Raw genomic sequence first — 24,174 nt, 5'->3', positions numbered from 1 at the left:
TTATACGTGCGCTCGCGCCTTTAGCGCGACCGCCAGCAAGAGATATTGAGAATGGTTCAGGAACTCATTGATCGCATTTATGAATGCTCCTTCGCGCCGGACATGTGGCCGGATGTTCTCGACGAGCTTTCGCATCTGGCGGAAGCGCAAGGCGGCGTCCTCTTCGCGGCGCGCGAAAAAGTCTCCCGCTGGACGGCTTCGCCGGCGCTTTGCGAGCACGTCGAGAATTTCATGCGCGGCGACTGGCTCAGCAACTGCACGCGCGGCGGCAGGCTATTCAGCCGGCGCCATCCGGGCTTTCTCACTGACGACGACGTCTATACGGCGGAGGAGCTCGAGCGCGATCCCAACTATTGCGATTTCCTGCGTCCGCGCGGGCTCGGCTTCAGCGCGGCGACGGCGATCTCGCTGCCGACCGGCGACACGGGCATCATCTGTCTTGAACGCGCGCATAACCGGGGCCCGGTCGAGCCCTCGATCATTCGCCAGCTCGACGAACTGCGGCCGCATCTTGCCCGCGCCGCGTTCCTCGCCACGCGGCTGCAGCTCGAGCGCGCGCGGGTGGCGGGCGAAACCTTTGGCCTGATCGGGCTTCCGGCGCTCGTCCTCGACGACGACGGGCGTGTGATCTCCGCGAACGACCCGAGCAATGAGCTGAACAAATATGTCCGTTGGCGGGCCCATGATCGCGTGTCGCTCGTCGACGCATCCGCCGACGGGCTGCTGCGTCTGGCGATGGACGCCCTCGACGACGATCTCGTCGGCGCGCCGCGGTCCTTCGCCGCGCGCGCGAACGAGGGCGAAACCCCGATGATCGCCAACCTCGTGCCGATCCGCGGCGCGGCGCGGGATATTTTCGTGCGCTGCGCGGCGGTTCTGGTGATGACTCCGGTCGGCTCGCCTCAGGCTCCGGCGATCGAGCTGGTTCAGTCGCTCTACGACCTCACGCCGGCCGAGGCGCGGGTCGCGCGCGGACTCGTCTCCGGCAAGACGGTCGAGGAAATCGCGACCGAACAGTCCGTATCGCGCAACACCGTGCGCACGCATTTGCGCGGCGTGATGGAAAAGACCGGATGCAATCGCCAGGCGGAAGTCGTCGCGCTTCTTGGCGGACTCTCCTCGCTGAACGGGGCGAGAGGCGAGTAAGCGTATACATTTGATTTCAAGGAATTGGGGCCGGCCTCATCCGTTTGGATGATGTCGGCTCTTTTCGTTCGTCCTAACGTCGCCAGCGAACGTCGGGGGGGGCGGACGAAATTGCCGCGGACGCTTCAGTAACTCGGGGTTCGATATTTCGCGCTCAATTTTCAAGCCGCCTTTTCAGCGATTCTACGACCAGAACTTTCCCACACAAATTTGGAGGGTCTTCGCGAGGCCCTCTGCCCTTTTGCTCGACCATGCGCGTCGCCAGAACGACGCCAACGACGAGCTTTCGAAAAACAGGTTTTCAAAAATCGCCGTCGTCATCAATTCGCATGACGCGGAAAACCGATTTTCGTCATAGCATTGGGACGAATGGTGAGAGGCGCAAGACATTAGGCGAGCGCCATTTACTCTCATCATTCGTATATTTGGCGCTCAATTCTCAGGCTCTACTATTGACCAGGACATTTCCTCCTTCACTTTTCTCCCATCTCTTAGGGGCCGTTGCGCGGCCCCTTTTTTCCGCCGCGCGTTTCAGACGCCCGTCGGATAGTTCGGGCTCTCGCGGGTGATGGCGACGTCATGCACATGGCTCTCGCGCAGACCGGCGTTGGTGATCCGCACGAATTGCGCGCGTTCCTGGAACTCCTTGACCGTCGGCGCGCCGACATAGCCCATCGCGGCGCGCAGTCCGCCCGCAAGCTGATAGAGGATCGGCGCGATCGGCCCGCGATACGGCACCTGTCCTTCGATGCCCTCGGGGACAAGTTTGAGCTGCTCCTTCACGTCGCCCTGGAAATAGCGCGTCGCGGAACCGGCCGTCATCGCGCCCACCGATCCCATGCCGCGATAGGCCTTGAAGGAGCGTCCCTGATATAAAAACACTTCGCCGGGCGACTCCTCGGCGCCGGCGAAAAGAGAGCCGATCATGACGACGTCGGCGCCCGCCGCGATCGCCTTCGCGAGGTCGCCGGAATATTTGACGCCGCCGTCGCCGATCACCGGCACGTCGGCCTTGCGCGCTTCCTCCGCCGCTTCCATGATCGCGGTGAGCTGCGGCACGCCGACGCCGGCGACGATGCGCGTCGTGCAGATCGAGCCGGGTCCGATGCCCACCTTGATGGCGTCCGCGCCGGCGCCGATCAGCGCCTTGGCCGCTTCGGCCGTCGCGATGTTGCCGGCGATGATCGAGACCTTGTTCGACGCCTTCTTGACCCGCGTCACCTGATCGATCACCGCCTGCGAATGGCCATGCGCGGTGTCGATCACCACGCAGTCGACGCCCGCGTCGATCAGCTGAAGCGCGCGCTCGAAACCATGGTCGCCGACGGTCGAGGCGGCGGCGACGCGCAGCCGGCCTTCGTGATCCTTGCAGGCGTAGGGGTGGAGCGTCGCCTTCTCGATGTCCTTGACCGTGACGAGGCCGACGCAGCGGTAGTCCTCGTCGACGACCAGCAGCTTCTCGATGCGATGTTCATGCAGCAGACGCTGCGCCTCCCCCTGCCCGACGCCCTCGCGAACCGTGACGAGCTTTTTCGTCATCAGCTCAGCCACCGGCTGGCTGCGATCCTGCGCAAAACGCACGTCGCGGTTGGTCAGAATGCCGACGAGCTTACCCTTGCCGCCGTCGCCGCCGCGCTCCACGACCGGAATCCCGGAAATGCCGTGGCCGGCCATCAGCGCAAGCGCGTCGGCGAGCGTCTCGTCGGGGAAAATGGTGATCGGATCGATCACCATGCCGCTTTCATAGCGCTTGACCTTGCGCACCTCGGCGGCCTGCGCGGCCGGCGACAGATTCTGATGGATGACGCCGATGCCGCCCGCCTGGGCCATGGCGATCGCAAGGCGCGCCTCGGTGACCGTGTCCATGGCGGCCGACACGATCGGCAGATTGAGCGAGATCTCGCGGGTCAGCCGGCTCGTGACGTCGACGCTGGAGGGCATCACGCGCGAATGGCCCGGCCGCAACAACACGTCGTCGAAGGTCAATGCTTCGGTCAACGTGACGGGCGATATGGCCATTGGCGCCAACTCCTTTGAGCGGCGAGACAAGCGCGTCAGCCGCAGGATGGGAACTTGACGGCCTGCGCCGTCAGGGGTTGGCGGGTGCTCATAGCATTATTCAGGGCGAAGGCAAATGACAGGCGCGACGGTCCGCCGGAAGGCGCCAGACGGCTGGCGGACGAAAGTTTGCTATGCTTTTCAAAGGCAACGACTGCAATGCGAGCGACGAATGCGCCTCCCTCAACTTAGCTTTGCTTCCCGTCTGGTTGCATTGGTCGCAGCGCTGAGCGTCGGCGCGACGCTGATATCGTCGACTCTGCTGTCCTGGTCCAACTACCGCGCGATGCTGGCCGAAGCCGAGGTCGAAGGCGAAAGCGTCGCCCGGCTTCTGGCGCGCAGCGCGAGCCTCGCGCGCGAACTTCCGGTGGAAGTCGAGCAAATGCTGTCTCAGCATATGATCGTCTCCGCCAGGCTTCTGGCTCTGTTCGTCGACGCGGCCGAGAAAGCAGGCATGACGTCGACCGACATCAAGAACCGGCTGAACGCGATCACCGAGAAAACGGTGCTCGACGAATTCTGGGTCACCGACGAGAAGGGTTACGCCTATATCCACGGCGACAAGAACGCCGACTTTCAGTTCAGCCCATCCGCCGAGCAGCAGCCTCAGGCGCATGCGTTCTGGGCGCTGCTGATGGGCGAAAAAGAGACGGTCGTGCAGGAGGCCAGAAAGCGCGAGATCGACAATGAGCGCTTCAAATATGTCGGCGTGCGCGGCGTCGATAAGCCCCGAATCGTGCAGGTCGGCTACAACGCCCGCATCCTTGAGGAGGTCGACGAGCAGATCGGACTCCCGCGCGCCATCGACAACCTCCTGGGCAGCGGCGAAATCGACGCGATCTTCGTCTTCAACAAGGATTCGAGCCTGATCGCCAGTCCGAAGGCGACGCGGCTCAATCATGGCCGCGATCGGCTGACCGAGCGGGAGCTCGCGCCCCTTCGCACGGTGATAGCAAGCGGGCGGTCGCAGGCGATCTACAGCGTCGGCACGCTGAGCGTCATCTCCCCGATCAGCGCCGAAAATGGCGCCGGCGTGATCGGAGCCGCTTTGATCAGAATGCCGACGACGCGATTGAACAGCGCCCTTGCTTCGCAGATCGAAACGGCGCTCGGGATCGCTTTGGCGGTCACCCTGCTCGGCGGCGGCTTGGCGGCCTGGCTCGCGCGAAAGCAGACGGCGCCGGTGGTGGCGATCACCAGGGCGGCGCGCGATGTCGAGCGTCGAGCGTTTTCGGCCGACGAATTGTCGGACGTCGAAGAGCGCAGCGACGAAGTCGGGCAACTGGCGCGCGTCTTCAAGAAGATGGCGCTGGATTTTCTCGATCGCGAGCGGACCCTCGACGCGCTGGTGACGCAACGAACGCAGGCGCTTGAAGAACGAAACGCGGAACTCGAACGACTCTCGGCGCGGCTGTCGAAATATCTTTCGCCGCAGCTCTACGGCACGCTCTTCAAGCAGAACGCCGTCGCGTCCATTCCGGCGAAGCGCAAGAAGCTGACGATCTTTTTTTCCGACGTGGTCAGCTTCAGCGAAATGACGGAGCGTCTGGAGGCGGAAGACCTCACCCGCATGCTCAATGATTTTCTCAATGAAATGGCCGGTCTCGCGCTCGCCTACGGCGCAACGATCGACAAATATATCGGCGACGCAGTGATGATCTTTTTTGGCGACCCGGAGACGCGCGGCGTCAAAGAGGATGCGCTGGCGTGCATCCTGATGGCGCTCGACATGCAGGCGATGACTCGTCGGCTGGAGCGCCGGTGGCGCGAACATGGCTTGGATCAGCGGTTTCAGATCCGCGTCGGCGTCAACACGGGCTATTGCACCGTCGGAGATTTCGGCAGCCAGGAGCGGATGGATTACACCATCGTCGGCCATCAGGTGAATGTCGCAGCGCGGCTCGAGGGTTCGGCCGCGCCGGGCTCGATCCTGATCTCGCATGAGACGATGACGCTGGTGAGCGAAATGATCGAGGTCGAGGAACAGTCTCCGCTGCATGTGAAGGGCGTCAGCGGGCCGATCCGCACCTATAAGGCGCTCGGCAAGAAGGCTCCGGCCGCGACAGAAACCATTCACGAGGAGCGCGAGGGCCTGCGCGTCGACGTTGATCTCTTGAAAGCGGACAGGGATGAGGCGATCAGCCTGCTGCAAGAGACGATCGAGCGACTCCGCTCAAACGGAGGCGACGGTTCGACCGGCTGAACGCATCGCCGCCCGCCTCAGGCCGGGCCTACGGGCGCGCGCCTTCAATCACCGCAGCCGTATCGTAATATTCAAAAAACTCGACCACCCGTCCGTCCGCATCGAACCGCCAGACGTCCGCCTTGGGCGTGTCGACGCGCTTGCCCGTCGTCTTATGCCGCCACGCGCAGCGGCCAATGGCGACGACGCGGTCAAGCTCCGCCACAAAAACATCCATCCTGTAGTCGTCCATCGCCCAGTCACGCGTCAGCTCGCGGAGATAATCCGCCACTCCCTCGCGGCTCTCCCGGGTCTGGGTGAATGACAGCGCATCCGGACGCCCCTGCGCCAGTGAACCGAAATTGATTTTCGGCGCGAGGAGGCTTAGCCAATGATCGACGCTGCCGCCCTTCGTGTCATTCCATCGACGATAGGCTTCCTTCAAAATCTCGGTATTGCGCGCTGCATGCGACATGACGAACGCTCCAGCTGAAACAGCTGCGACGCTACGGTCTTTCAGCGGCGCCAGCAAGCGCCGTCATGCGGCGGCGCCGGCGCGGTCGGTGTCGAACTGCAATTTCGCAAGCCGCGCATAAAGGCCGCCCGCGGCGCTCAGGCTCGCATGCGTGCCCTGCTCGACGATGCGGCCTTCGTCGACGACGACGATCCGGTCGGCTTCGAGGACGGTCGCAAGGCGATGGGCGATGACGAGGCTCGTGCGCCCCTGCATGACGTCATGCAGCGCCGCCTGCACCAGCGCCTCATTCTCGGCGTCGAGCGCCGAGGTCGCTTCGTCCAGGAGCAGCACGGGCGCGTCGGCGAGGATCGCGCGCGCGATGGCGAGGCGCTGGCGCTGGCCGCCCGAGAGCGTAATGCCGCGCTCGCCGAGCAGCGTGTCATAGCCCTTCGGCAGCGCCATGATGAAGTCATGCGCCTGCGCGCGCTTCGCGGCGGCGACGATCGCCTCGCTTGAGGCGTCCTCCCGGCCATAGGCGATGTTTTCGGAGACGGACAGTCCGAAGATCACCGGATCTTGCGGCGCAAGCGCGATCGCCCTGCGCAACGCCGTAGGATCGAGGTCGCGCAGGTCGACGCCGTCGAGCGCAATGGAGCCCGAATCCACGTCATAGAAGCGAAGAAGCAACGCAAAGGTGGTGGACTTGCCCGCGCCGGAAGGCCCGACGAGCGCGACGCGCTCGCCGGGCGCGACGACGAGCGTGAAATCCTGCAAGGCCGGCTGATCGGGCGCGGTCGGATAGGCGAACCGCACATGGTCGAAGGCGATCCGCCCCTGCCAACGGGCGGGCGCAGGCGTCGGGCGCGGCGGCGCCACAATGCGCGGCTTGATGGCGAGAATGTCGGCGATGCGGCCGGCGGCGCCCGCCGCCGCGGAGAGTTCGCTCCACGTCTGAGAGAGTTCGCCAAGCGAACTGGCGCCAAGCACGGCGTAGAGGACGAATTGCGACAGGACGCCGGACGTCATCCGTCCCTCGAGCACGTCCTGCGCGCCGAGCCAGAGCACGCCGACGACGCTCGTGAAGACGACCAGAATGGCGCCGAAGGTCATGAATGCGCGAAGCTGCGTCGCCGCTTGCGCCGCGTCATAGGCGGATTCCACCGCGCGCGTGAAGCGCGCCGCCGTGGACGCCTGCGCGCCATTCGCCTGCATCGCGCGCACCGCGGAGAGATTTTCTCCCGCATAGGCGGACGCCACCGCCAGCATGTCCTGCGCGTGACGCGAGCGTCGGCGCACCGCGCGCCCCGACGCGATCAGCGGGAGAACGATGACCGGAATGGCGGCGAGCGCCAGTCCGGCGAGCTTGGGGCTCGTCGCGACCATCATCACGATCGCCCCGAAGAACATGAAAAGATTGCGCAGCGCGACCGACGCCGACGAGCCGAACGCCGACTTCAGCTGCGTCGTGTCCGCCGTCAGCCGCGAGAGGAGTTCGCCCGTCTTCGCCGTGTCGTAGAACGCGGCGTCGAGCGCGGTGAGATGCCTGAAGAGATCGGCGCGCAGGTCGGCGACCACCCGCTCGCCGAGCGTCATGACGAAATAGAAGCGCGTGGCCGAAGCCAGCGCGAGCGTCGCGGCGACGGCGATCATCGCCCCGAAATAGGCGTTCACCGCGCCGGCGCTGTCGGCGGAAAAGCCGTGATCGATCATGCCGCGCACGGCGAGCGGCAAGGTGAGCGTCGCGCCCGCCGCCATCAGCAGCGCGACAAAGGCGAATACGATCGTTCGCTTGTAGCGCAGCGCATAGGGCAGCAGGGGCCGAAGCGGCGTGAAGATGGCTTTCAGACCGCGATCCGCCTTGCGGGCGACAGGATCGAGGGAATCGACGTCGGAGGGCTTTTTTGTCATCGGCAGCGGGTATAGCGTCCGTGTTCGACGAAAACGAATTCGAAGAGTCGCTCCGCGACCCAATGCGGTCACGAAAGCGTGGCGAAACCGAAATTTCTTTTTCTCAATTGTGCGACTAAAATCTTGGCAAGCATTGAAATTTATTATTAATCAAATAGTTATATCCGCGACATCCTGTCGCAGGCACGTTTGACTCACCGTCCACATGTGCTAACCTCCCGCTGCGTCGAAATGACGCGCCCTCATGGGGATGAGAATGCGCCGGCACATAAGGCGCGACTCAGGGAACGAAATAAGAGGAGTGAAGAACGATGGCTGAGAAAGAATTCGAAATCACCACGAACACCTACATCTTCGCCGGCATCGGCGCGGTCATCCTCGGCGGTCTCGCCTCTGTCGCGCTTGGCGGCATTCCCAACACGATCGCGGCGGCCGTTGTCGGCGGTCTCGCCGGCGGCTGCCTCGGCATCTTCTTCTAATTCACAGCGAATAGCGGGGCGCGGAACGTTTCGGCCTTCCGCCCTCGACGCGAAGCCGGCAGTCGCGAAGACTGCTGGCTTCTCTGTTTTTGGCGCGTCTTTATCCGCTAGAGAGACGCGATCCGCTAAAGAGACGCCGTCGTCGCGTTCGTCGGCCACATCTCGCGCGCGCGTTCGCGCAGCACGTATTTGCGGATCTTTCCCGTCGACGTCTTCGGCAGTTCGCAAAAAATGACGTGGCGCGGGCATTTGAAATGCGCCAGGTGCTGGCGCGTCCAGTCGATCAGCTCCTCCGCGGTCGCCTCCTCGCCATCCTTGAGCTCGACGAAGGCGCAGGGCGTTTCGCCCCATTTGTCGTCGGGCGCCGCGACGACCGCCGCCGCGCGAACTTTGGAATGACGGAACAGCGCATCTTCGACCTCGATCGACGAGATGTTCTCGCCGCCCGAAATGATGATGTCCTTCGAACGATCCTTCAGCTGGATATATCCGTCGGGATGGCGCACGCCCAAGTCGCCCGAGTGAAACCAGCCGCCGTGAAAGGCTTTCTCCGAGGCGGTCTTGTTCTTCAGATAGCCTTTCATGACGACGTTTCCGCGGAACATCACCTCGCCCATGGTCGCGCCGTCGCGCGGCACGGGCTGCATCGTGTCCGGATCGATCACGTCGAGATCTTCGAGAACGAGATAACGCACGCCCTGCCGCGCCTTCATCTGCGCCTGCGCAGCGCCTTCGAGCGAATCCCAGTCGTCCTGCCATTCGTTGACCGCGGCAGGGCCGTAGGTTTCGGTCAACCCATAAAGATGCGTGACCTCGAAGCCCGCGGCCTTCATGCCGGCGAGCACCGCCTGCGGCGGCGGGGCGGCGGCGGTGAAGAAGCGCGCAGCGCGCTTCAGCGGCTTCTTTTCCGATTCGCTGGCGTTGAGAAGCGTCGACATGACGATGGGCGCGCCGCACAGATGCGTGACGCCATGGTCGGCCATCAGCTCATAAATATGGCCGGCCCGAACCTGCCGCAGACAGACATGCGTGCCGGCGTTGACGGAGATCGACCAGGGGAAGCACCAGCCGTTGCAATGGAACATCGGCAGCGTCCACAGATAGACCGGGTGACGGCCCATGTCGCCGGTGAGCACATTGCCGAGCGCCGTAAGATAGGCGCCGCGATGATGATAGACGACGCCTTTCGGATCGCCTGTCGTGCCGGACGTATAATTGAGCGAGATCGCGTCCCATTCGTCCTGCGGCGGCGACCATTGATAATCGGCGTCGCCCGAGCGCAGGAAATCTTCATAGTCGATAGAGCCGAGCGGCGCGCCAGGCCCGTCATATTCCGGATCGCTGTAGTCGATGATCAGCGGCTTCACTTTCGCAAGCGACAGCGCCTCGCGGATCACGTCTGAAAACTCCCGATCGACGATCAGCGCCTTCGTCTCCGCGTGATCGAGCGTGAAGGCGAGAATTGCGGCGTCGAGGCGCGTATTCAGCGTATTGAGCACCCCGCGCATCATCGGCACGCCATAGTGGCATTCGAGCAAGGCGGGCGTATTGGCCAGCATGACGGAAATCGTGTCGCCGCGACCGAGGCCGGCTTTTTCGAGCGCGCTCGCAAGCCGCCGGCTGCGCGCATAAAAATCCCGATAGTTGAGCCGCAGCGGCCCGTGCACGACCGCCACGCGATCGGGAAAGACGGCGGCGGCGCGCTCAAGAAAGGTGATCGGAGTCAGCGGCTGAAAATTTGCGGGATTTCGTTCGAGGTCGCGATCGTAAGGCGAGTCTGTCATTAGGGAGAGTCCAAAGGTTCGCCTCGCGAGAATCGATCGCGGCGAAAGCGACGCTCGCCGACGCGGGCGTGCGCGCGCCGGCCCAGGTTCTCAAGGGAGGATACGCGCGAGCTTCCGCTCGATCAATCGGAGTCGCGCAGCGGCCGTCACTCGCCGAAATCGACGTCCTTCAGCCGGCCGAACACCCGATCGGCGTCGAAATTGTCTTCTTCTTCCTGGCGCGGCGCCGGCGTGGACTTGCCGAAGACCTCCTCTGTCGTCGCGGGCTCGGCGCGCGGGCTTGTGGTGACGCTCGCGGGAACCAGCGTCTGGCCCTGATCCTCGACCACCGCCGGCTTGTCCTTCGCCGCGCGATTGACCTCGAAATCCAGATCGATTTGCGAGCAAAGTCCGAGAGTCACAGGATCCATGGGCGTCAGCGCGGCGGAATTCCAATGGGTCCGCTCGCGGATCGCCTTCAGCGTCGTCTTCGTCGTGCCGACGAGACGCATGATCTGGGCGTCCTTCAGCTCGGGGTGATTGCGCACGAGCCACAAAATCGCGTTCGGACGATCCTGGCGGCGCGACAGCGGCGTATAGCGCGGACCGCGCGCCTTCTTGACCTCGGGCACGACGACTTTGGAGACCGAAAGGCGGAGTCGGTGCTCGGAGTTCTTCTCGCCCTTTTCGATCTCCTCGCGGGTCAGCTGTCCCGAGGTGATCGGATCATGGCCGCGAATGCCGGCCGCGACCTCGCCGTCGGCGATGCCCTTCACTTCAAGCGGATGCAATTTGCAGAAATCGGCGATCTGATCGAATGTCAGCGACGTATTTTCGACGAGCCAAACGGCCGTGGCCTTCGGCATCAACGGGGCGTTGCTCATCTCAAAAACTCCTCGACTCGAGAAAATAGCGAGCGAGACACGGCGGAGACGTCCGGCGCCGCGCCCAGCGGCGCAAGCGACCCACAGAACAGCCGTCCATGTCGGGATGCCGCCTGTATAATCCGCATCCGCCCAAAGCGCAATCAATCCGCGCGGAGCCGCCGCAGGGCGGCCCCGCAAGCCTGGCGGATCGGCCCTATTCCGATTCGCGCGCGTGGGCCGGGCGCAGCCCGCGCAGATGCGCTGGAAGCAACTCCCCGATCGCCTCGCCGATGGCGGCGCCGTAGCGGTGGAACAAGAGGCCGAAGACGATCAGCAGGACGCCGATTCCCGAAAGCGCGAAGGGGAAAAGGATCGAATCCTTGAACACGCTGCTGGCGAGATAGCCGAGATAGGTCGTGACGCCGATCGCGCCGAAGACCGCATAGGCGCGACGCATCAGGAAGAGCGACAGAAGGATCAGCGCGACATTGATCGCGCAGTAGAGCGCCTTGCCCAGTTCGTCCCCGCTGTGCTGCGCGGTCAGACCGCCCCAGAACGCCATCAGCCCGAAAAGATGCAGCCAGAAGGCGAAATCGCCGTCCCGCCAACGCTTGAGGTCGACAAGCCAGGCGGCGGCGAGAATGGCGAGGCCGAAATACATGCTCACCGTCGCGCGCTGATCCCATGAAAATTCTTCGACGCCCATCAGCCAGGGCGTCAGATCCATCGACATGAACCAGAGCGAAAAGGCGATGATCATGACGAGGAACGGAAACGGAAAGGCGATGAGCGCGATCGAAGCCGCGGCGATCGTTCCGAGCTCCATCGGCAGCCAGCTCGACTTGATCCATATGTAGAAGTCGCGGTAGGGGCGCGCCTCGCCGGCCGGGCTGACGTCGAACATGGATTGCACCGCGAAGATGGCGAGCGGCGCCATGCCGACCGCACACGCGATGAGCAGTCCTCCCGGCGTCCGATCGCGCTTGCGCCAAAGATAAGCGCCTGCGGACGCAAACATGACGGCGTAAACGATCGCGGTGAGGAGCAACGCCTTGTCGCCCCAGAGGCCGAATGCGGTCGTCGAGAACATGCCCATGGCGCCAAGCACGATCAGCGCGCCCGCGTACCAGAGCAGATTGACGAAATCGTAGCGCGGCGCCTGTGAGGGCGCCGCCGCAGCCGCCTGCTGCGACGCAAGAAATTGCGACAAACGCTCGAACGCCGCGGCGTCAATCGCGCCAGCGTCGCGGGCCGCCGCGATGTCATCAATCGTGAACCGAGACCTCATGACGCCTCTCCTTTTGGGGCGACGCTTAATATGCCGCGCCACGAAAAAATTTGTGCAAACGCACAACAGCGTAGCTTTTCCTTGCGAATTTGACAGCAGCCGCCGCTTGCGCCCATCTAACCGCGGTCGCACCCCACGCGAAGGATGAAATGCAACAGAGAGTCTCGGGCCTTACCTACGCCGAAGCGGGCGTCGACATCGACGCGGGCGCTCGGCTCGTCGACATGATCCGTCCCGCCGTGCGTTCGACGCGGCGCTCCGGCGCCGATGGCGAGATTGGCGGCTTCGGCGGCGTGTTCGACCTCAAGGCCGCGGGATTTTCCGACCCTGTGCTCGTCGCAGCCAATGACGGCGTCGGCACCAAGGTGAAGATCGCGACCGAATCCGGCCTGCACGACACGATCGGAATCGATCTTGTCGCCATGTGCGTCAACGATCTGGTCGTTCAGGGCGCCGAGCCGCTCTTCTTCCTTGACTATTACGCGACCGGCAAACTCGACCCGGACGTCGCAGCCGCTGTGGTGAAAGGCGTCGCCGCCGGCTGCATCGAGGCGGGCTGCGCCTTGCTTGGCGGCGAGACCGCGGAAATGCCCGGCCTGTATTCGCGCGGCGACTATGATCTCGCCGGATTCGCCGTCGGCGCCGCGGAGCGCAATCGCCTTCTGCCGCGCGACGTCCATGCCGGCGACGTCGTCTTCGGCCTTCCCTCCTCCGGCGTCCATTCCAACGGCTATTCGCTCGTTCGGCGCGTGATCAAACAATCTGGACTTGCATGGAGCGCAACCGCGCCTTTCGCGCGCGACCTCAATCTGGCGAAGGCGCTGCTGACGCCGACGCGCATCTATGTGAAACCGCTTCTCGCCGCCTTGAAGGCGACGCCGCATATCGTCGCCCTCGCGCATATCACCGGCGGCGGCTTTCCAGAAAATCTGCCGCGAGTCCTGCCGGACGGGCTCGGCGTCGCGCTCGATCTGTCGGCGTTCCGTCCTCCGCCGGTGTTCCGCTGGCTCGCGGAAACGGGAGAGATCGCGCCGAGCGAGATGCTGCGCACATTCAACTGCGGAATCGGCATGACGGTGGTGGCGTCCGAGCCCCACGCCGACGACGTCGAAGCCGCCTTGCGCGCCGCGGGCGAGAAGCCGCTACGCATCGGCGAAATCATCGAGACGGACGGCGCGGAACGGGTCGTGACGCGCGGGACCCTGGAGTTGTGACGCGGTTGCGCACCGCGATTCTCATCTCCGGGCGCGGCTCAAATATGGATGCTCTGATCGCCGCGGCCAAAGATCCCAGCTTCCCTGCCGAAATTGCGCTCGTCGTCTCCAATCGCCCCGACGCCCCTGGCCTTGCGAAGGCGAAGGCCGCCGGCGTCGCGGCCGCCGCGGTCGATCACAAGATTTATGCAGGACGCGAGGAGTTCGAGCGTTCACTGCAGATCGTTCTGGAAACCTATCGCATCGAATTCATTTGCCTGGCCGGCTTCATGCGCATGTTCACGCCGTGGTTCGTGAGCCTTTGGCGCGGGCGCATACTGAACATTCACCCTGCCCTGCTGCCGTCCTATCGAGGGCTCGACACGCATGAACGCGCGCTCGCCGACGGCGTGAAGATTCACGGCTGCACGGCGCATTTTGTCGTGCCGGAAATGGATGAAGGACCCATCGTCGCGCAGGCCGCCGTGCCTGTGCTCGACGACGACACGCCGCAGACGCTGGCGGCGCGCGTCCTCGCGCAGGAGCATGTCATCTATCCGATGGCGCTGCGTCTGGTCGCAAGCGGCGCGGTGAGGGTCGACGGCAATCGGGTGCTTGGCGCGCCGACGCCGCACGACGCCGCCCTGATCGTTCCCGCGGCCTCTGCGGAGCCTGGACGGATCGCATGACCATCACGCTCTATTGTTTTCGGCCCGCGGCCGGGCTGCCGGACGCATCGCCTTTCGTGACGAAGACAATGGTTCTCTTGAAGATGGCGGGGCTCGATTACGTCGAAGACCGCCGCGGCTTCGCGAAGGCGCCGAAAGGCAAGCAGCCCTACATCAATGACGACGGGGACATTGTCGCGGACTCGACGTTCATCCGCTTCCATCTCGAAAAGAAATACGGCGCGGATTTCGACGCCCATCTCAGCGACGAACAAAAAGCCGTCGGCTGGTGCGTCGAGAAAACCTGTGAAGAGCATTTCTACTGGATCATCGTTCATATGCGCTGGATGGACGACGCCAATTTCGCGCGCGGTCCGGCGCGCTTTTTCGAGAGCGTGCCGATCCCCGTGCGGGCGCTGGCGAAATGGTTCATTCGCGGCAGGATCGCCAAGTCTCTCTGGGCGCAGGGCATGGGACGGCACAGTCCGACAGAGATCGACGCGCTCGGCGTGCGCGACGTCGAAGCGCTGGCGACGCTGATCGGCGACAAGCCCTATCTTTTCGGAGACGCGCCCTGCGGCGCGGACGCGACGGTCTTCGCCTTCGTAGCGTCGGTCTTATCGCCAATGTCGGAAAGCGCCGTTCGCGATGCGGCGCTCGCCAAGCCCAGTCTCATCGCCTATCGCGACAGGATGATGCGGACATATTTTCCGGACTACGCATAGGCCGCGCCGGCCGGTCCGGCCCAAACGCCTGCGGACAGGCATGCCTCCGAACCAACCGCGAGACGGCGACGATAGATGCGGCTTTGGACTGCCCGCGACGCGCGCGGGCAGGATTGAAAAGCTCAGCCGACGATCTCGTTGCCGGAAAAGAACTGGGCGATTTCCATCGCCGCGGTTTCCGGCGCGTCGGAGCCGTGCACCGAATTCTCGCCAACGCTCAGCGCATGTTCCTTGCGAATTGTCCCCGGCGCGGCGTTCGCCGGATTCGTCGCGCCCATGACTTCGCGATAGCGCGCGATGGCGTTCTCGCCTTCGAGCGCCTGCACGACGACCGGCTCGGAAATCATGAAATCGACCAGTTCGCCGAAAAAGGGGCGCTCCTTATGCACGGCGTAAAAGGTCTCCGCCTGTTCGCGCGTCATGCGGATCCGCTTCTGGGCGACGATGCGCAGGCCCGCGTCCTCGATCAGCGCATTGATTTTGCCGGTGAGATTGCGCTTCGTCGCGTCGGGCTTGATGATGGAAAAAGTGCGTTCGATCGCCATAGGAGCGCATCGCCTCGTCGTTGGAGTTTGGTCAGGCGCCGCGCTTATATCGGTCGGTCAGCGAAGCGGCAAGCCTACCGCTTGCGCCTTGTCCGCCTCGCCCCCCTTTGGCGCCGGCCGGAAGGTCGTCGCCGGATCGTTGCGATCAATGCGCCAATTCGGATGGTGGAAATGCAAGACGCGATCGCCGTTGTAGGAGACGACGGCGTTGTCGAACGTCAGCGTCCCGATCCGTCGCCAGTTCCGGAACGCCCCTTTCTTGAATCCGGTGCGGCCGGTCACTTCGCCGTCGTCGGTGACTTCAATCGTGAAGGCGATGTTGCGCTTGGGCGCGGGATCGCCCTTGTCGAACATCATCGCCAGCAATTCGTCGCGTGAATCGAGGCCCTCTCCTTCAATGCGGGGATGGCCGGGCGCGAGCTTCAGGCGCATGAAGCGCGGCGCGCGCGTCGAAACGTCGCCGGGCTTGCCGAGTTCGGCGATTTCGTGGAGCTGGCGCTCTGTCGGGTCCTTGTCGGCACGCGCGAATGCGATGCCCGCCGCCATGACGATCGGCGCCGTTCTCCAGTCATTCGAAAGCGTGACATTGGGCGCGTTTACGAATTCGACGTCATTGATGTGGCGCGTCGACGCGCCGACGATGTCGTCGATGGTGAAGAAGTTCGCCGTCTGCAGCAGCTCTTCATGGTTCGGGGCGGTCGTCGGGAAAAGCTTGCCGGCGACGCCCTGCCCGCGCGGCTTGCCCCGATGCACCGCGCCGCCGTTGGAGTAGCGGGCGACGACGAGCGCCTTGGCGCCCTTCTGAAAATAGCCGGTGTAGCCGCTGTCTTCGGTGATTTCCCACAGTCCCGTCAGAACGACGCCCCAGGGATGCACGATGCGCCTGAATCCTTGTTTGTCGGGCCCCCACCTCAAGTCGCTGCGCGCGTCGACCGATCGCTCGGCGGCCTGCGTCAGAAAGTGCCTGCCCTTCCATAGCGCGCGCAACATGTCGAGGAAGGTCGGCATCACGAAGGGAAGCGGCGGCTCTCCCGGCGCGCCCCAAACCTTCTGATAGGGATTGGCGAATACTGCGTCGCGCACTTCGCTGAACCGCGAACCGGAATAGACGCGGTCTTCTTTGACAAATTGAATGACGCCGAAATTGTTCGGGCTCATCGCATGCCCCCCCTGATCCAATGACTTTAGAGAAACCCCGCCTTCTCCAACCGGAGGAATTTATCGGCCGCGATCCGATTGTCCACCAATTCGCTCAGCGATAGGCGCTGGCGACGCCGATAAAATCGGTCGCCGTCAAGCTCGCGCCGCCGACAAGCGCGCCGTCGACATTGGCGACATGCATCAATTCGCGGGCGTTCGACGGCTTCACCGAGCCCCCGTAGAGAATACGAATGCGGAGACTCTTGCCGCCGCCGAGCCGGGCCTCGATCCGCTCGCGCGCAAAGGCGTGCATTTCGGCGACGTCCCCGACCGTCGGCGTCAGGCCCGTGCCGATCGCCCACACCGGCTCATAGGCGACGACGATATGCGCGGGGGCGCTGGAAGGGAGAGAACTCTCGATCTGCGCGCCGACGACTCTCAACGCATCGCCCGCATCGCGCTCCGCGCGCGTTTCGCCGACGCAAATGATCGGCGTCAGGCCGGCGCGCAGAGCGGCGGCCGCCTTCGCGTGCACGTCGGCGTCGGTCTCGCGGTGATCCGCACGCCGTTCGCTATGTCCGACGATGACATAGGATGCGCCGACGTCCTTGAGCATTTCCGCGGAAATATCGCCTGTGTGGGCCCCCCGCGGGGCGACGGCGCAATCCTGCGCGCCGAGGCCCAAGCCGCCCCGCGTCGTCACCTCGCAGGCGAGCGCAAGCAGCGTGGCCGGCGGGCAGACGATCAGCTCGGCTCTGTCGCGCAACGCGTCGTCATAGGCGGCGCCCATCGCCTCGATCTCAGGGAGCGCGGCGCATAGCCCGTTCATTTTCCAATTTCCGGCGACGAGCGGGCGGCGGGTCATGTGAAATGCTCCCTGACAATGAGCTTGGGTAGCAGAGACGACGCCTTGCAACAATGCGCCGACATCTTAGCGCGGATTTGTCATTGGCTCGTCATTTAATTCGATATATCTAGAATTATGGAAATAGTTGCGGCCCTCGCCTGTCTTTCAGCGCTATCTCAGCCGACTCGACTCGAGGCGTTCCGGCTGCTCGTCCGGCATGAGCCTAAAGGACTCGCCGCCGGCGATGTCGCGCGCGCGTTGTGCGTTCCGCAGAACACGCTTTCAGCCCATCTCAATGTCCTGTCTCGGGCCAAGCTCGTGATGAGCGCCCGCTCCGGCCGCAGCATCGTCTATCGAGCCGATCTGTCCCAGCTCAATGCGCTGGCGCGCTTTCTTGCCGAAGATTGTTGCGGCGGCGCGCCCTGCGCGCCCGCCGAAACGCTGTCACGCCTCAAATGTGAGTCTCACGAATGACCGACAGGATATACAACGTGCTGTTCCTGTGCACCGGAAACAGCGCCCGATCGATCATGGCCGAAGCGTTGTTGCGCGCGCGCGGCGCCGGCCGCTTCAACGCCTTTTCCGCAGGCAGCCATCCGAAGGGCGCGGTCAATCCTTACGCGCTCAAAACGCTGGAGACGATGGGCCTGCCGACCGAGGGCTATAGCTCAAAGAGCTGGGACGCCTTTGCCGGACCGGACGCGCCCCGCATGGATTTCGTCTTCACCGTCTGCGACAGCGCAGCTGGCGAAATCTGCCCCGCCTGGCCCGGTCAGCCGATGACGGCGCATTGGGGCATCGAAGATCCGGCCGCCGTGGACGGCGGCGACATCGACAAGCAGCGGGCCTTCGCCACCGCCTTTCGCTATCTGCGCAATCGCGTCGATCAGTTCTGCGCAATTCCGCTGCATCGCCTCGACCGCCTCGCCATCAGCCGCCGCCTGAGCGAGATCGGCGAGATGGAAGGCGCAACCTCCCCAAACGCCGTCGCGGAGTAAGCATTGACCATCTTCGAACGTTATCTTTCGCTTTGGGTGGCGCTTTGCATCGTCACCGGCGTCGCCCTGGGCCATTTTCTGCCTGGCGTCTTTCATGCAATTGGCGCGATCGAGATCGCCAAGGTGAATTTGCCCGTCGCGGCGCTGATCTGGCTGATGATCACGCCGATGCTGATGCGGATCGACTTCGCCGCCCTTGCCGAAGTCGGCCGTCACTGGCGCGGGATCGGCGTCACGCTCGCCGTGAATTGGGCGGTGAAGCCCTTTTCGATGGCGCTGCTCGGATGGATTTTCATTGGCTATCTGTTTCGACCCTATCTGCCAGCTGACCAGATCGACTCTTATATCGCCGGGCTGATCCTGCTCGCCGCGGCGCCCTGCACCGCCATGGTGTTCGTGTGGTCGAATCTCACCAAGGGCGAGCCGCATTTCACGCTGAGCCAGGTGGCGCTCAATGACGCCATCATGATCGTCGCTTTCGCGCCGATCGTCGGGCTGCTGCTTGGGCTGTCGTCGATCGTCGTGCCGTGGAACACGCTGTTTCTTTCTGTCGTGCTCTATATCGTCGTTCCGGTGATCGTCGCTCAGATCGCGCGCAAAAGGCTGCTGGCGGCGGGCGGCGAGAATCGTCTGGCGCAGACGCTCGCGCGGATCGGCCCCGCTTCGCTCGTCGCGCTGCTCGCGACGCTGGTTCTGCTGTTCGGGTTTCAGGGAGAACAGATCATCCGCCAGCCGGCGATCATCGCCATGCTCGCGGCGCCCATCCTCATTCAGGTCTATTTCAACGCCGGGCTCGCCTATCTGCTCAATCGCGCGGCGGGCGAGGCGCATTGCGTCGCCGGCCCTTCGGCGTTGATCGGGGCGAGCAATTTCTTCGAACTGGCGGTGGCCGCGGCGATCAGCCTCTTCGGCTTCGAGTCCGGCGCGGCGCTCGCCACGGTGGTCGGCGTCCTGATTGAAGTTCCAGTGATGCTGAGCGTCGTCTGGATCGTCAATCGGAGCAAGGGCTGGTACGAGCGCGGCGCGCTGCGATCGGCCGATCGAGTCTCCGCGCCCAATTGAGCCGCTTTGCGCTTAGCAGAGGCGGTAGCCGTATGCCGCGAGCTGCCGGCCGGTAATGCGCAGCATCGGCCCGGGCGCATGATGGCCGTGGCGGCGGACATGCGCCATGAAGATGCGCCGCAAGCCGGGCTTATAATGCGATGCGAAGACGGCGGTCATGCGAGGATCGACGACGCCCCCGTCGGGCCCGCCGAACCAGGGCGCATGGAAGCCGAAGACCGCGCTTTCGGACACGCATGAATGAGGATTGGCCAGATAGAGCGTGCATGAGGAATCGCATTCCGTCGGGCCGATCCGGATAGGCTCGCCCCGCGCCTGCGCCCGCGCCAGTCTGGCTTCATATTTTTCGACGCGTCCGCCGTAATCCGGCTCCATGACGTCGAAAGCTTTGGCTTGGCCCGTCAAAAGTACAGCCGTCATCATTCCTGCAAGACCGAGAGATCGCAGCATAGGACTTCCTTTTTGGGGCGCTCGATGAGGGGCGGCCGCGCCGCCAAATGGCTGTCAGGGCTCAGTCGACCGAGCGCATGTCTCGGGCCCTTCGGGAAGGGGAAGGGCTACGAATCGCGCCTCTTCCAGCTTCAGCGTTCCATTTTTAAAACAAGCGTTATCTACAGTGCAAGCCGAGCCTTAACTTTGTGGTTAAATTTTTTTGAAGATAACGCTTGTCGGATACAGATTGAGCCCTAACAGCGTGAGCTCAACCCAACACTCAGAACAGACCGTCACAGCCACGACTGATCCACTCCCGAAGTCTGCTAAGTTCGACTCCACTCTCGCAGAGGAGCCAACTTGAGACTCCTGCCGTTCCGCATAGCGCTTTTCCTTCTCCTTGGCCTAGCCTATGCGTGGCTGCATTTCGCACAGCAGCACGAACCAACGCCTACGCAAACCGAATGGCGAGAAGATGGCCGGATGCATGTGTTTTTCTCGCCGGATTGTCCGCATTGCCATGAGGCCATCGCGTTTTTGAAACAGCAGCGCGGAACGGCTTATGTGCTGCACGACATTTCGAAGCCGTCGAGCGAGGCGCTCTTTCAAAAAGTCGTAAAGCGCTACGGCATAGAAGATCCCGCCGTGCCGCTCATCGTGCGCGGCTCGCGTTATGTCATCGGCTTCGATTCAGCGGATAAGACGGGGCGCGAAATTCTTGCGATGCTTTCCGAGCAGGATGCTGTCGCGCAACGCGCCGCCCAGTCGAAAATCGTCGTCCCGTTCGTCGGCGAGATCGATCCGACGCATCATTCTCTTCTCGCGCTGACAGCGTTGATGGGCCTGTCAGATGGGTTCAATCCATGCGCGATGTGGGTGCTGATCTATCTGATCTCTCTCATCGTGAGCATTCAGGACCGGCGAAAAATCTGGTGGCTTGTCGGCACGTTCGTGCTCTCTTCAGGGATCCTGTATTTCCTGTTCATGACCGCGTGGCTGAACACTTTTCTGTTCATTGGATACATCCGCCCGCTCACGCGGCTCATCGCGCTAACAGCGATCGGTTTCGGCCTCGATCATCTCGTCGGCCTCGCTGCGACGCGCGGCGAGGCGGTCTGCGACGTCGGCGATCTCGCGCAACGCCAGCGCACCATGCGATGGGGGCGCGAGATCGTCGCCGCCCCCGTGGGAATCGCAAGCCTGCTCATGGTGATCGCGCTCGCCTTTGCGGTGAACGCGATCGAATTCATCTGCTCAGCGGCGCTGCCGGCGATCTACACGCACTTGCTCGCTTTGACCGATCTGCCGATCGCTCTGCACTATGCCTACATCGGCCTCTATGTCGTGTTCTTCATGCTTGACGATCTGATCATCTTCGGGCTGGCGGCCTTCGCCGTGCAGAAAATCGTCAATACCCGCTACGCCGCGATCAGCCGCGCGATCGGCGGAATCGTTCTCATTGCGCTTGGCGGCTGGATGCTTGCGCGCTGAGAAAAAAGCGACGCGCTCTTCGAAAATCTCAGCTCAGCACGCGCGGCCAGATCTGCGCTCCGCGCAGCGCCGGAACGCCGGAAGGTGGCGCTGTTGCGAAGCCTCCTGCAGGCGCATCAACACGCCGCGCACGCGCGCGTCGCTGACTTGCGCCAGCAGCCGCTCGTACATGGCGGCGTTCTCGATCTCGGCGTCGACGCCCGCCTGGCACGCCGCTGCGAGACTGGATGGCGCTGAAACCCGTCCAGCCCATCTGTCCTTCGGCGGCTCAACGCCGTAGCGTTCGAAAAGGTGGAGAAGCGCGCTTGCGTGACGCTCCTCGGCTTCGATGATGTTTACGAAAGGTCTGACCGGCCCGAACCGGTCGATGACGCTCTGGTAGGTCGCGCGCGCCTTATATTCATCGTCCAGCGCCTCGCGTAGCGCTTCGATTGTCTTGTCTTCGACGTCCATGTCGCATGCTCCTTTCTCAGCGACGTTTCTACTTAGATGGGCGGCGATGCGCTCGAGGCCAAGTAGGCGTCGTATTCGGTACAGCGAAAGGTTCGACCGAAAATGCGAAGGCGAGAGCGTCGATTCGTCACGGCGCGGCTTGCGGCGATCGACGCGCCGCGCGCTTGAATTTCGTAAGCGTGGCCCATATCCCTCAAGGGAGCGTGCAGCGCGCGCTGAACGATAGTTTGTTTCAAGGAGACGCGGCGATGACGACCGATGAGGAACGCGAAGTCGTGGGCGTGTTCAAAGACGCCGATTCGCTTCAGGCCGCCATCGACGAGTTGATGACGTCGGGCTTTGATCGCGCGGAGATCAGCCTGCTCGCAAGCGAGGACGCCGTCGACGAGAAACTCGGACATAAATACAAGAAGGTCACGGAACTCGAAGACGAGAGCGCCGCGCCGCGCACGCATTACGTTTCCACGGAATCGATCGGCGACGCGGAAGGCGGCGTGATCGGGGGCCTGGTGTATGTCGGCGCCGGCGCGGCCATCAGCGCCATTTTCGCCTCGGGCGGCTCATTGGCGACGGTGATTGCGGGCGCGCTGATCGCGGGCGGAAGCGCTGGCGTGCTCGGCGCGGCGCTGGCCAAGCTCATCGGCGAACATCACGCAAAACATCTGGAGGAACAGCTTCGCCACGGCGGTCTGCTGCTCTGGGTACTGACGCGGGACGCTGAGCGCGAACGGAAGGCCAAGCAGATTTTGACGCGGCACTCCGGGCGGGACGTGCATGCGCATGTCGTGGCCGCCTGAAGGGTCGGCGTCGCGCGCTAGCGCTTGCGCTTCTTCTCGATATCCATTGCGAGCGACTTGCCTAAAATGTGCTCGTCGCGGCCGATGACATGCGCGCTGGACCCGACAATAAGCGGGTCCGGCCCGTGCACGACGCTGTGCTCCTTGTTCGGATAATCCAGGCTCGACAAAAAGTGCTGCATGCAATTCAGGCGCGCGCGCTTCTTGTCGTCCGACTTGATCACGACCCAGGGGGCGTCCGCGGTGTCGGTGAAGAAGAACATCGCCTCCTTCGCCTCGGTGTAGTCGTCCCACTTGTCCATTGACGCGCGATCGATCAGCGACAGTTTCCACTGCTTGAGCGGATCGTTCATCCGCGAATGAAATCTGCGCTGCTGCTCCTCGCGCGTCACCGAAAACCAGTATTTGTAAAGGCGAACGCCCGAGCTGACGAACATGCGCTCGAGGTCGGGACATTGGCGCATGAAGTCGAGATATTCGTTCGGCGTGCAGAAATTCATGACGCGTTCGACGCCGGCGCGATTGTACCAGGATCGATCGAAGAAGACGATTTCTCCCGCCGCCGGCAGGTGCTGAACGTAGCGCTGGAAATACCATTGCGTGCGCTCGCGCTCGGAAGGCTTCTCCAGCGCGACGACCCGCGCGCCGCGCGGATTAAGATGCTCCATGAAGCGCTTGATGGTGCCGCCCTTGCCCGCGGCGTCCCGCCCTTCAAACAGCAGCACGATCCGTTGGCCCGTCTCCTTGACCCAGCTTTGCGCCTTCAGCAGCTCGACCTGGAGCGGCTGCATGTGCCGCAGATAGATCTTCTCGCTCAGGCGGGTCTTGTAGGGAAACTCCCCGGATTCGAACGCCCTTCGGATCGCTTCGGAATCCGTGCGCAGCCGCCGGACGTCCTGCTGCTGGCCATGGGGCTGCACACGCGGCTCCACATGGGGCTGCGGCGCGCGGCTGACGGTCCGGGCGTGCGGAACGACGACGGCCTCGGCCTCGACCCTTGGCTCCGCCGCGGCTTTGGCGACTGCTTCGGCGGTTTCGTCCATGTCGAAGTTCCTTTAGGATAGCGCCCGACCGCTTCCGAAAGCCGAAGCGGCCGCGCAGCGCTCAAAAGTGCTGGCTTTCAAGAATCAAGGCAAGAACTCATTTCGACGCGGAGCCGACCCCATCGGCCGGCGCATTGCCACATGCCCGCCCCCTCCCTATAGTCCGCCGCCAAGACCGGGAAGCCGGCTCAAAACGCACCCAAGGAAGCAATACTCATGTTAGAAGGCCTGCGCGTCGCCTCGCAGAACTGGATCGGCCGCGCCATCATGGCGCTGGTGATGGGCGTCATTGTGATCAGTTTTGCGATCTGGGGCGTCGGAGACGTGTTTCGCGGCATGACGAGCCAGCGGCTGGCCCGAGTCGGCGGCGGCGAAGTCTCCATCGACGCCTACCGCAACGCCTATCAGAACGAGCTTCGCCGAATTCAACAGCGCATGCGGCGCGCGATCACCAATGAGGAAGCGCATCAGTCGGGATTGGACCTGCAGATCCTCGAGCGCCTGATCACCGAAGTCGCACTCGATCAGGAGGCGGGGCAGCTCGGATTGGCGATGAGCGACGAGACTGTTCAGCGTCTGCTGGCGTCGGAAAAAGTGTTTCAGGGCGCCGACGGCAAATTCGACAGATCGGAA

The 24,174-nt window shown here is 63.4% G+C and carries 24 protein-coding genes; 12 read left to right on the top strand and 12 right to left on the bottom strand.

From position 1 onward, the window contains the following. Positions 1 to 51 precede the first annotated feature (51 nt). On the top strand, positions 52 to 1,146 hold the full coding sequence (locus AB7F41_RS12670) for a helix-turn-helix transcriptional regulator (protein WP_428381885.1): 1,095 nt from the start codon (positions 52 to 54) through the stop codon (positions 1,144 to 1,146). Between the two features lie 531 nt (positions 1,147 to 1,677). On the opposite strand, the gene guaB is transcribed toward AB7F41_RS12670, so the two are convergent. After that, complete coding sequence (gene guaB, locus AB7F41_RS12665) at positions 1,678 to 3,165, bottom strand: IMP dehydrogenase (protein ID WP_428381883.1); 1,488 nt, start codon at positions 3,163 to 3,165, stop codon at positions 1,678 to 1,680. A gap of 211 nt (positions 3,166 to 3,376) precedes the next feature. Between guaB and AB7F41_RS12660 the strand changes: the two genes are divergently transcribed. Beyond that, positions 3,377 to 5,407 carry an adenylate/guanylate cyclase domain-containing protein gene (locus AB7F41_RS12660; protein WP_428381881.1) on the top strand — a complete coding sequence of 677 codons (2,031 nt, stop codon included), beginning with the start codon at positions 3,377 to 3,379 and terminating at the stop codon, positions 5,405 to 5,407. A 28-nt stretch (positions 5,408 to 5,435) separates the two neighbouring features. Here the strand turns inward: AB7F41_RS12660 and AB7F41_RS12655 are convergent, their stop codons facing one another. Both AB7F41_RS12655 and AB7F41_RS12650 read right to left on the bottom strand, forming a co-directional pair. After that, positions 5,436 to 5,861 carry a nuclear transport factor 2 family protein gene (locus tag AB7F41_RS12655; protein ID WP_428406600.1) on the bottom strand — a complete coding sequence of 142 codons (426 nt, stop codon included), beginning with the start codon at positions 5,859 to 5,861 and terminating at the stop codon, positions 5,436 to 5,438. Positions 5,862 to 5,924: 63 nt separating this feature from the next. Next, the gene (locus AB7F41_RS12650; protein ID WP_428381877.1) at positions 5,925 to 7,751 is read right to left on the bottom strand and encodes an ABC transporter transmembrane domain-containing protein; all 1,827 of its coding nucleotides are present in this window, start codon (positions 7,749 to 7,751) and stop codon (positions 5,925 to 5,927) included. Between the two features lie 311 nt (positions 7,752 to 8,062). Between AB7F41_RS12650 and AB7F41_RS12645 the strand changes: the two genes are divergently transcribed. Next, the gene (locus tag AB7F41_RS12645) at positions 8,063 to 8,230 is read left to right on the top strand and encodes a hypothetical protein (RefSeq protein WP_428381876.1); all 168 of its coding nucleotides are present in this window, start codon (positions 8,063 to 8,065) and stop codon (positions 8,228 to 8,230) included. Between the two features lie 125 nt (positions 8,231 to 8,355). Here the strand turns inward: AB7F41_RS12645 and AB7F41_RS12640 are convergent, their stop codons facing one another. The 3 genes from AB7F41_RS12640 to AB7F41_RS12630 form a co-directional block, all read right to left on the bottom strand. After that, entirely contained in the window at positions 8,356 to 10,014 is a 1,659-nt protein-coding gene (locus AB7F41_RS12640; protein ID WP_428381874.1) for an acyl-CoA synthetase, read from the bottom strand. 146 nt (positions 10,015 to 10,160) lie between these two features. Then, positions 10,161 to 10,877: a DUF1013 domain-containing protein gene (locus AB7F41_RS12635; RefSeq protein ID WP_428381873.1), complete on the bottom strand. Its 717-nt coding sequence runs from the start codon at positions 10,875 to 10,877 to the stop codon at positions 10,161 to 10,163. Positions 10,878 to 11,073: 196 nt separating this feature from the next. Beyond that, positions 11,074 to 12,147, bottom strand: coding sequence for a hypothetical protein (locus tag AB7F41_RS12630; RefSeq protein WP_428381871.1), 1,074 nt, complete (start codon positions 12,145 to 12,147; stop codon positions 11,074 to 11,076). Positions 12,148 to 12,296: 149 nt separating this feature from the next. On the opposite strand from AB7F41_RS12630, the gene purM reads away from it, so the two are divergent. Genes purM through AB7F41_RS12615 form a run of 3 tightly spaced genes read left to right on the top strand, consistent with a single transcriptional unit; the run spans position 12,297 to position 14,733 of the window. Beyond that, positions 12,297 to 13,361: a phosphoribosylformylglycinamidine cyclo-ligase gene (purM, locus tag AB7F41_RS12625; protein ID WP_428381869.1), complete on the top strand. Its 1,065-nt coding sequence runs from the start codon at positions 12,297 to 12,299 to the stop codon at positions 13,359 to 13,361. Further along, on the top strand, positions 13,358 to 14,029 hold the full coding sequence (gene purN, locus AB7F41_RS12620; protein WP_428381867.1) for a phosphoribosylglycinamide formyltransferase: 672 nt from the start codon (positions 13,358 to 13,360) through the stop codon (positions 14,027 to 14,029). The genes purM and purN overlap by 4 nt, the downstream gene beginning before the upstream one ends. Beyond that, positions 14,026 to 14,733 carry a glutathione S-transferase family protein gene (locus AB7F41_RS12615; RefSeq protein WP_428381866.1) on the top strand — a complete coding sequence of 236 codons (708 nt, stop codon included), beginning with the start codon at positions 14,026 to 14,028 and terminating at the stop codon, positions 14,731 to 14,733. The genes purN and AB7F41_RS12615 overlap by 4 nt, the downstream gene beginning before the upstream one ends. 122 nt (positions 14,734 to 14,855) lie before the next feature. Here the strand turns inward: AB7F41_RS12615 and ndk are convergent, their stop codons facing one another. From ndk to tpiA, 3 genes are all read right to left on the bottom strand, one after another. Then, positions 14,856 to 15,278: a nucleoside-diphosphate kinase gene (gene ndk, locus AB7F41_RS12610; protein ID WP_428381865.1), complete on the bottom strand. Its 423-nt coding sequence runs from the start codon at positions 15,276 to 15,278 to the stop codon at positions 14,856 to 14,858. A gap of 57 nt (positions 15,279 to 15,335) precedes the next feature. Further along, positions 15,336 to 16,436, bottom strand: coding sequence for a hypothetical protein (locus tag AB7F41_RS12605; RefSeq protein WP_428381863.1), 1,101 nt, complete (start codon positions 16,434 to 16,436; stop codon positions 15,336 to 15,338). 94 nt (positions 16,437 to 16,530) lie between these two features. After that, entirely contained in the window at positions 16,531 to 17,283 is a 753-nt protein-coding gene (tpiA, locus tag AB7F41_RS12600) for a triose-phosphate isomerase (RefSeq protein ID WP_428381861.1), read from the bottom strand. Positions 17,284 to 17,400: 117 nt separating this feature from the next. Between tpiA and AB7F41_RS12595 the strand changes: the two genes are divergently transcribed. The 3 genes from AB7F41_RS12595 to arsB are packed head-to-tail and all read left to right on the top strand — an operon-like array spanning position 17,401 to position 19,325. Then, entirely contained in the window at positions 17,401 to 17,739 is a 339-nt protein-coding gene (locus tag AB7F41_RS12595) for an ArsR/SmtB family transcription factor (RefSeq protein ID WP_428381859.1), read from the top strand. Continuing rightward, positions 17,736 to 18,263, top strand: a complete 528-nt coding sequence (locus AB7F41_RS12590) for an arsenate reductase ArsC (protein ID WP_428381857.1) — start codon at positions 17,736 to 17,738, stop codon at positions 18,261 to 18,263. The genes AB7F41_RS12595 and AB7F41_RS12590 overlap by 4 nt, the downstream gene beginning before the upstream one ends. A gap of 3 nt (positions 18,264 to 18,266) precedes the next feature. Next, positions 18,267 to 19,325, top strand: coding sequence for an ACR3 family arsenite efflux transporter (arsB, locus tag AB7F41_RS12585; RefSeq protein ID WP_428381856.1), 1,059 nt, complete (start codon positions 18,267 to 18,269; stop codon positions 19,323 to 19,325). Between the two features lie 12 nt (positions 19,326 to 19,337). Here arsB and AB7F41_RS12580 read toward each other — a convergent pair whose 3' ends face one another. Beyond that, complete coding sequence (locus AB7F41_RS12580; RefSeq protein ID WP_428381854.1) at positions 19,338 to 19,775, bottom strand: hypothetical protein; 438 nt, start codon at positions 19,773 to 19,775, stop codon at positions 19,338 to 19,340. Between the two features lie 465 nt (positions 19,776 to 20,240). Here AB7F41_RS12580 and AB7F41_RS12575 point away from each other — a divergent pair, with 465 nt between their 5' ends. Then, positions 20,241 to 21,248: a glutaredoxin family protein gene (locus tag AB7F41_RS12575; protein WP_428381852.1), complete on the top strand. Its 1,008-nt coding sequence runs from the start codon at positions 20,241 to 20,243 to the stop codon at positions 21,246 to 21,248. A gap of 33 nt (positions 21,249 to 21,281) precedes the next feature. Here AB7F41_RS12575 and AB7F41_RS12570 read toward each other — a convergent pair whose 3' ends face one another. Further along, entirely contained in the window at positions 21,282 to 21,701 is a 420-nt protein-coding gene (locus AB7F41_RS12570; RefSeq protein WP_428381850.1) for a ferritin-like domain-containing protein, read from the bottom strand. 248 nt (positions 21,702 to 21,949) lie between these two features. Between AB7F41_RS12570 and AB7F41_RS12565 the strand changes: the two genes are divergently transcribed. After that, entirely contained in the window at positions 21,950 to 22,498 is a 549-nt protein-coding gene (locus AB7F41_RS12565; protein WP_428381848.1) for a hypothetical protein, read from the top strand. Between the two features lie 17 nt (positions 22,499 to 22,515). On the opposite strand, the gene ppk2 is transcribed toward AB7F41_RS12565, so the two are convergent. Next, the gene (gene ppk2 / locus AB7F41_RS12560) at positions 22,516 to 23,541 is read right to left on the bottom strand and encodes a polyphosphate kinase 2 (protein ID WP_428381847.1); all 1,026 of its coding nucleotides are present in this window, start codon (positions 23,539 to 23,541) and stop codon (positions 22,516 to 22,518) included. Positions 23,542 to 23,757: 216 nt separating this feature from the next. Here ppk2 and AB7F41_RS12555 point away from each other — a divergent pair. Continuing rightward, on the top strand, positions 23,758 to 24,174 hold a 417-nt coding region (locus AB7F41_RS12555), incomplete at its 3' end, for a SurA N-terminal domain-containing protein (protein WP_428406599.1).

Source organism: Methylocystis sp. (genome assembly GCF_050251305.1).
In the GTDB taxonomy this organism is placed as follows: Bacteria; Pseudomonadota; Alphaproteobacteria; order Rhizobiales; family Beijerinckiaceae; genus Methylocystis.
This window is presented reverse-complemented; position numbering and strand designations above follow the sequence as displayed.

Bases quoted from the DNA above. Each gene is read 5' to 3' on its own strand.
- AB7F41_RS12670 (WP_428381885.1), top strand. From the start codon at position 52: ATGGTTCAGGAACTCATTGATCGCATTTATGAATGCTCCTTCGCGCCG.
- guaB (WP_428381883.1), bottom strand. From the start codon at position 3,165: ATGGCCATATCGCCCGTCACGTTGACCGAAGCATTGACCTTCGACGAC.
- AB7F41_RS12660 (WP_428381881.1), top strand. From the start codon at position 3,377: ATGCGCCTCCCTCAACTTAGCTTTGCTTCCCGTCTGGTTGCATTGGTC.
- AB7F41_RS12655 (WP_428406600.1), bottom strand. From the start codon at position 5,861: ATGTCGCATGCAGCGCGCAATACCGAGATTTTGAAGGAAGCCTATCGT.
- AB7F41_RS12650 (WP_428381877.1), bottom strand. From the start codon at position 7,751: ATGACAAAAAAGCCCTCCGACGTCGATTCCCTCGATCCTGTCGCCCGC.
- AB7F41_RS12645 (WP_428381876.1), top strand. From the start codon at position 8,063: ATGGCTGAGAAAGAATTCGAAATCACCACGAACACCTACATCTTCGCC.
- AB7F41_RS12640 (WP_428381874.1), bottom strand. From the start codon at position 10,014: ATGACAGACTCGCCTTACGATCGCGACCTCGAACGAAATCCCGCAAAT.
- AB7F41_RS12635 (WP_428381873.1), bottom strand. From the start codon at position 10,877: ATGAGCAACGCCCCGTTGATGCCGAAGGCCACGGCCGTTTGGCTCGTC.
- AB7F41_RS12630 (WP_428381871.1), bottom strand. From the start codon at position 12,147: ATGAGGTCTCGGTTCACGATTGATGACATCGCGGCGGCCCGCGACGCT.
- purM (WP_428381869.1), top strand. From the start codon at position 12,297: ATGCAACAGAGAGTCTCGGGCCTTACCTACGCCGAAGCGGGCGTCGAC.
- AB7F41_RS12615 (WP_428381866.1), top strand. From the start codon at position 14,026: ATGACCATCACGCTCTATTGTTTTCGGCCCGCGGCCGGGCTGCCGGAC.
- ndk (WP_428381865.1), bottom strand. From the start codon at position 15,278: ATGGCGATCGAACGCACTTTTTCCATCATCAAGCCCGACGCGACGAAG.
- AB7F41_RS12605 (WP_428381863.1), bottom strand. From the start codon at position 16,436: ATGAGCCCGAACAATTTCGGCGTCATTCAATTTGTCAAAGAAGACCGC.
- tpiA (WP_428381861.1), bottom strand. From the start codon at position 17,283: ATGACCCGCCGCCCGCTCGTCGCCGGAAATTGGAAAATGAACGGGCTA.
- AB7F41_RS12595 (WP_428381859.1), top strand. From the start codon at position 17,401: ATGGAAATAGTTGCGGCCCTCGCCTGTCTTTCAGCGCTATCTCAGCCG.
- AB7F41_RS12590 (WP_428381857.1), top strand. From the start codon at position 17,736: ATGACCGACAGGATATACAACGTGCTGTTCCTGTGCACCGGAAACAGC.
- AB7F41_RS12580 (WP_428381854.1), bottom strand. From the start codon at position 19,775: ATGCTGCGATCTCTCGGTCTTGCAGGAATGATGACGGCTGTACTTTTG.
- AB7F41_RS12575 (WP_428381852.1), top strand. From the start codon at position 20,241: ATGCATGTGTTTTTCTCGCCGGATTGTCCGCATTGCCATGAGGCCATC.
- AB7F41_RS12570 (WP_428381850.1), bottom strand. From the start codon at position 21,701: ATGGACGTCGAAGACAAGACAATCGAAGCGCTACGCGAGGCGCTGGAC.
- AB7F41_RS12565 (WP_428381848.1), top strand. From the start codon at position 21,950: ATGACGACCGATGAGGAACGCGAAGTCGTGGGCGTGTTCAAAGACGCC.
- ppk2 (WP_428381847.1), bottom strand. From the start codon at position 23,541: ATGGACGAAACCGCCGAAGCAGTCGCCAAAGCCGCGGCGGAGCCAAGG.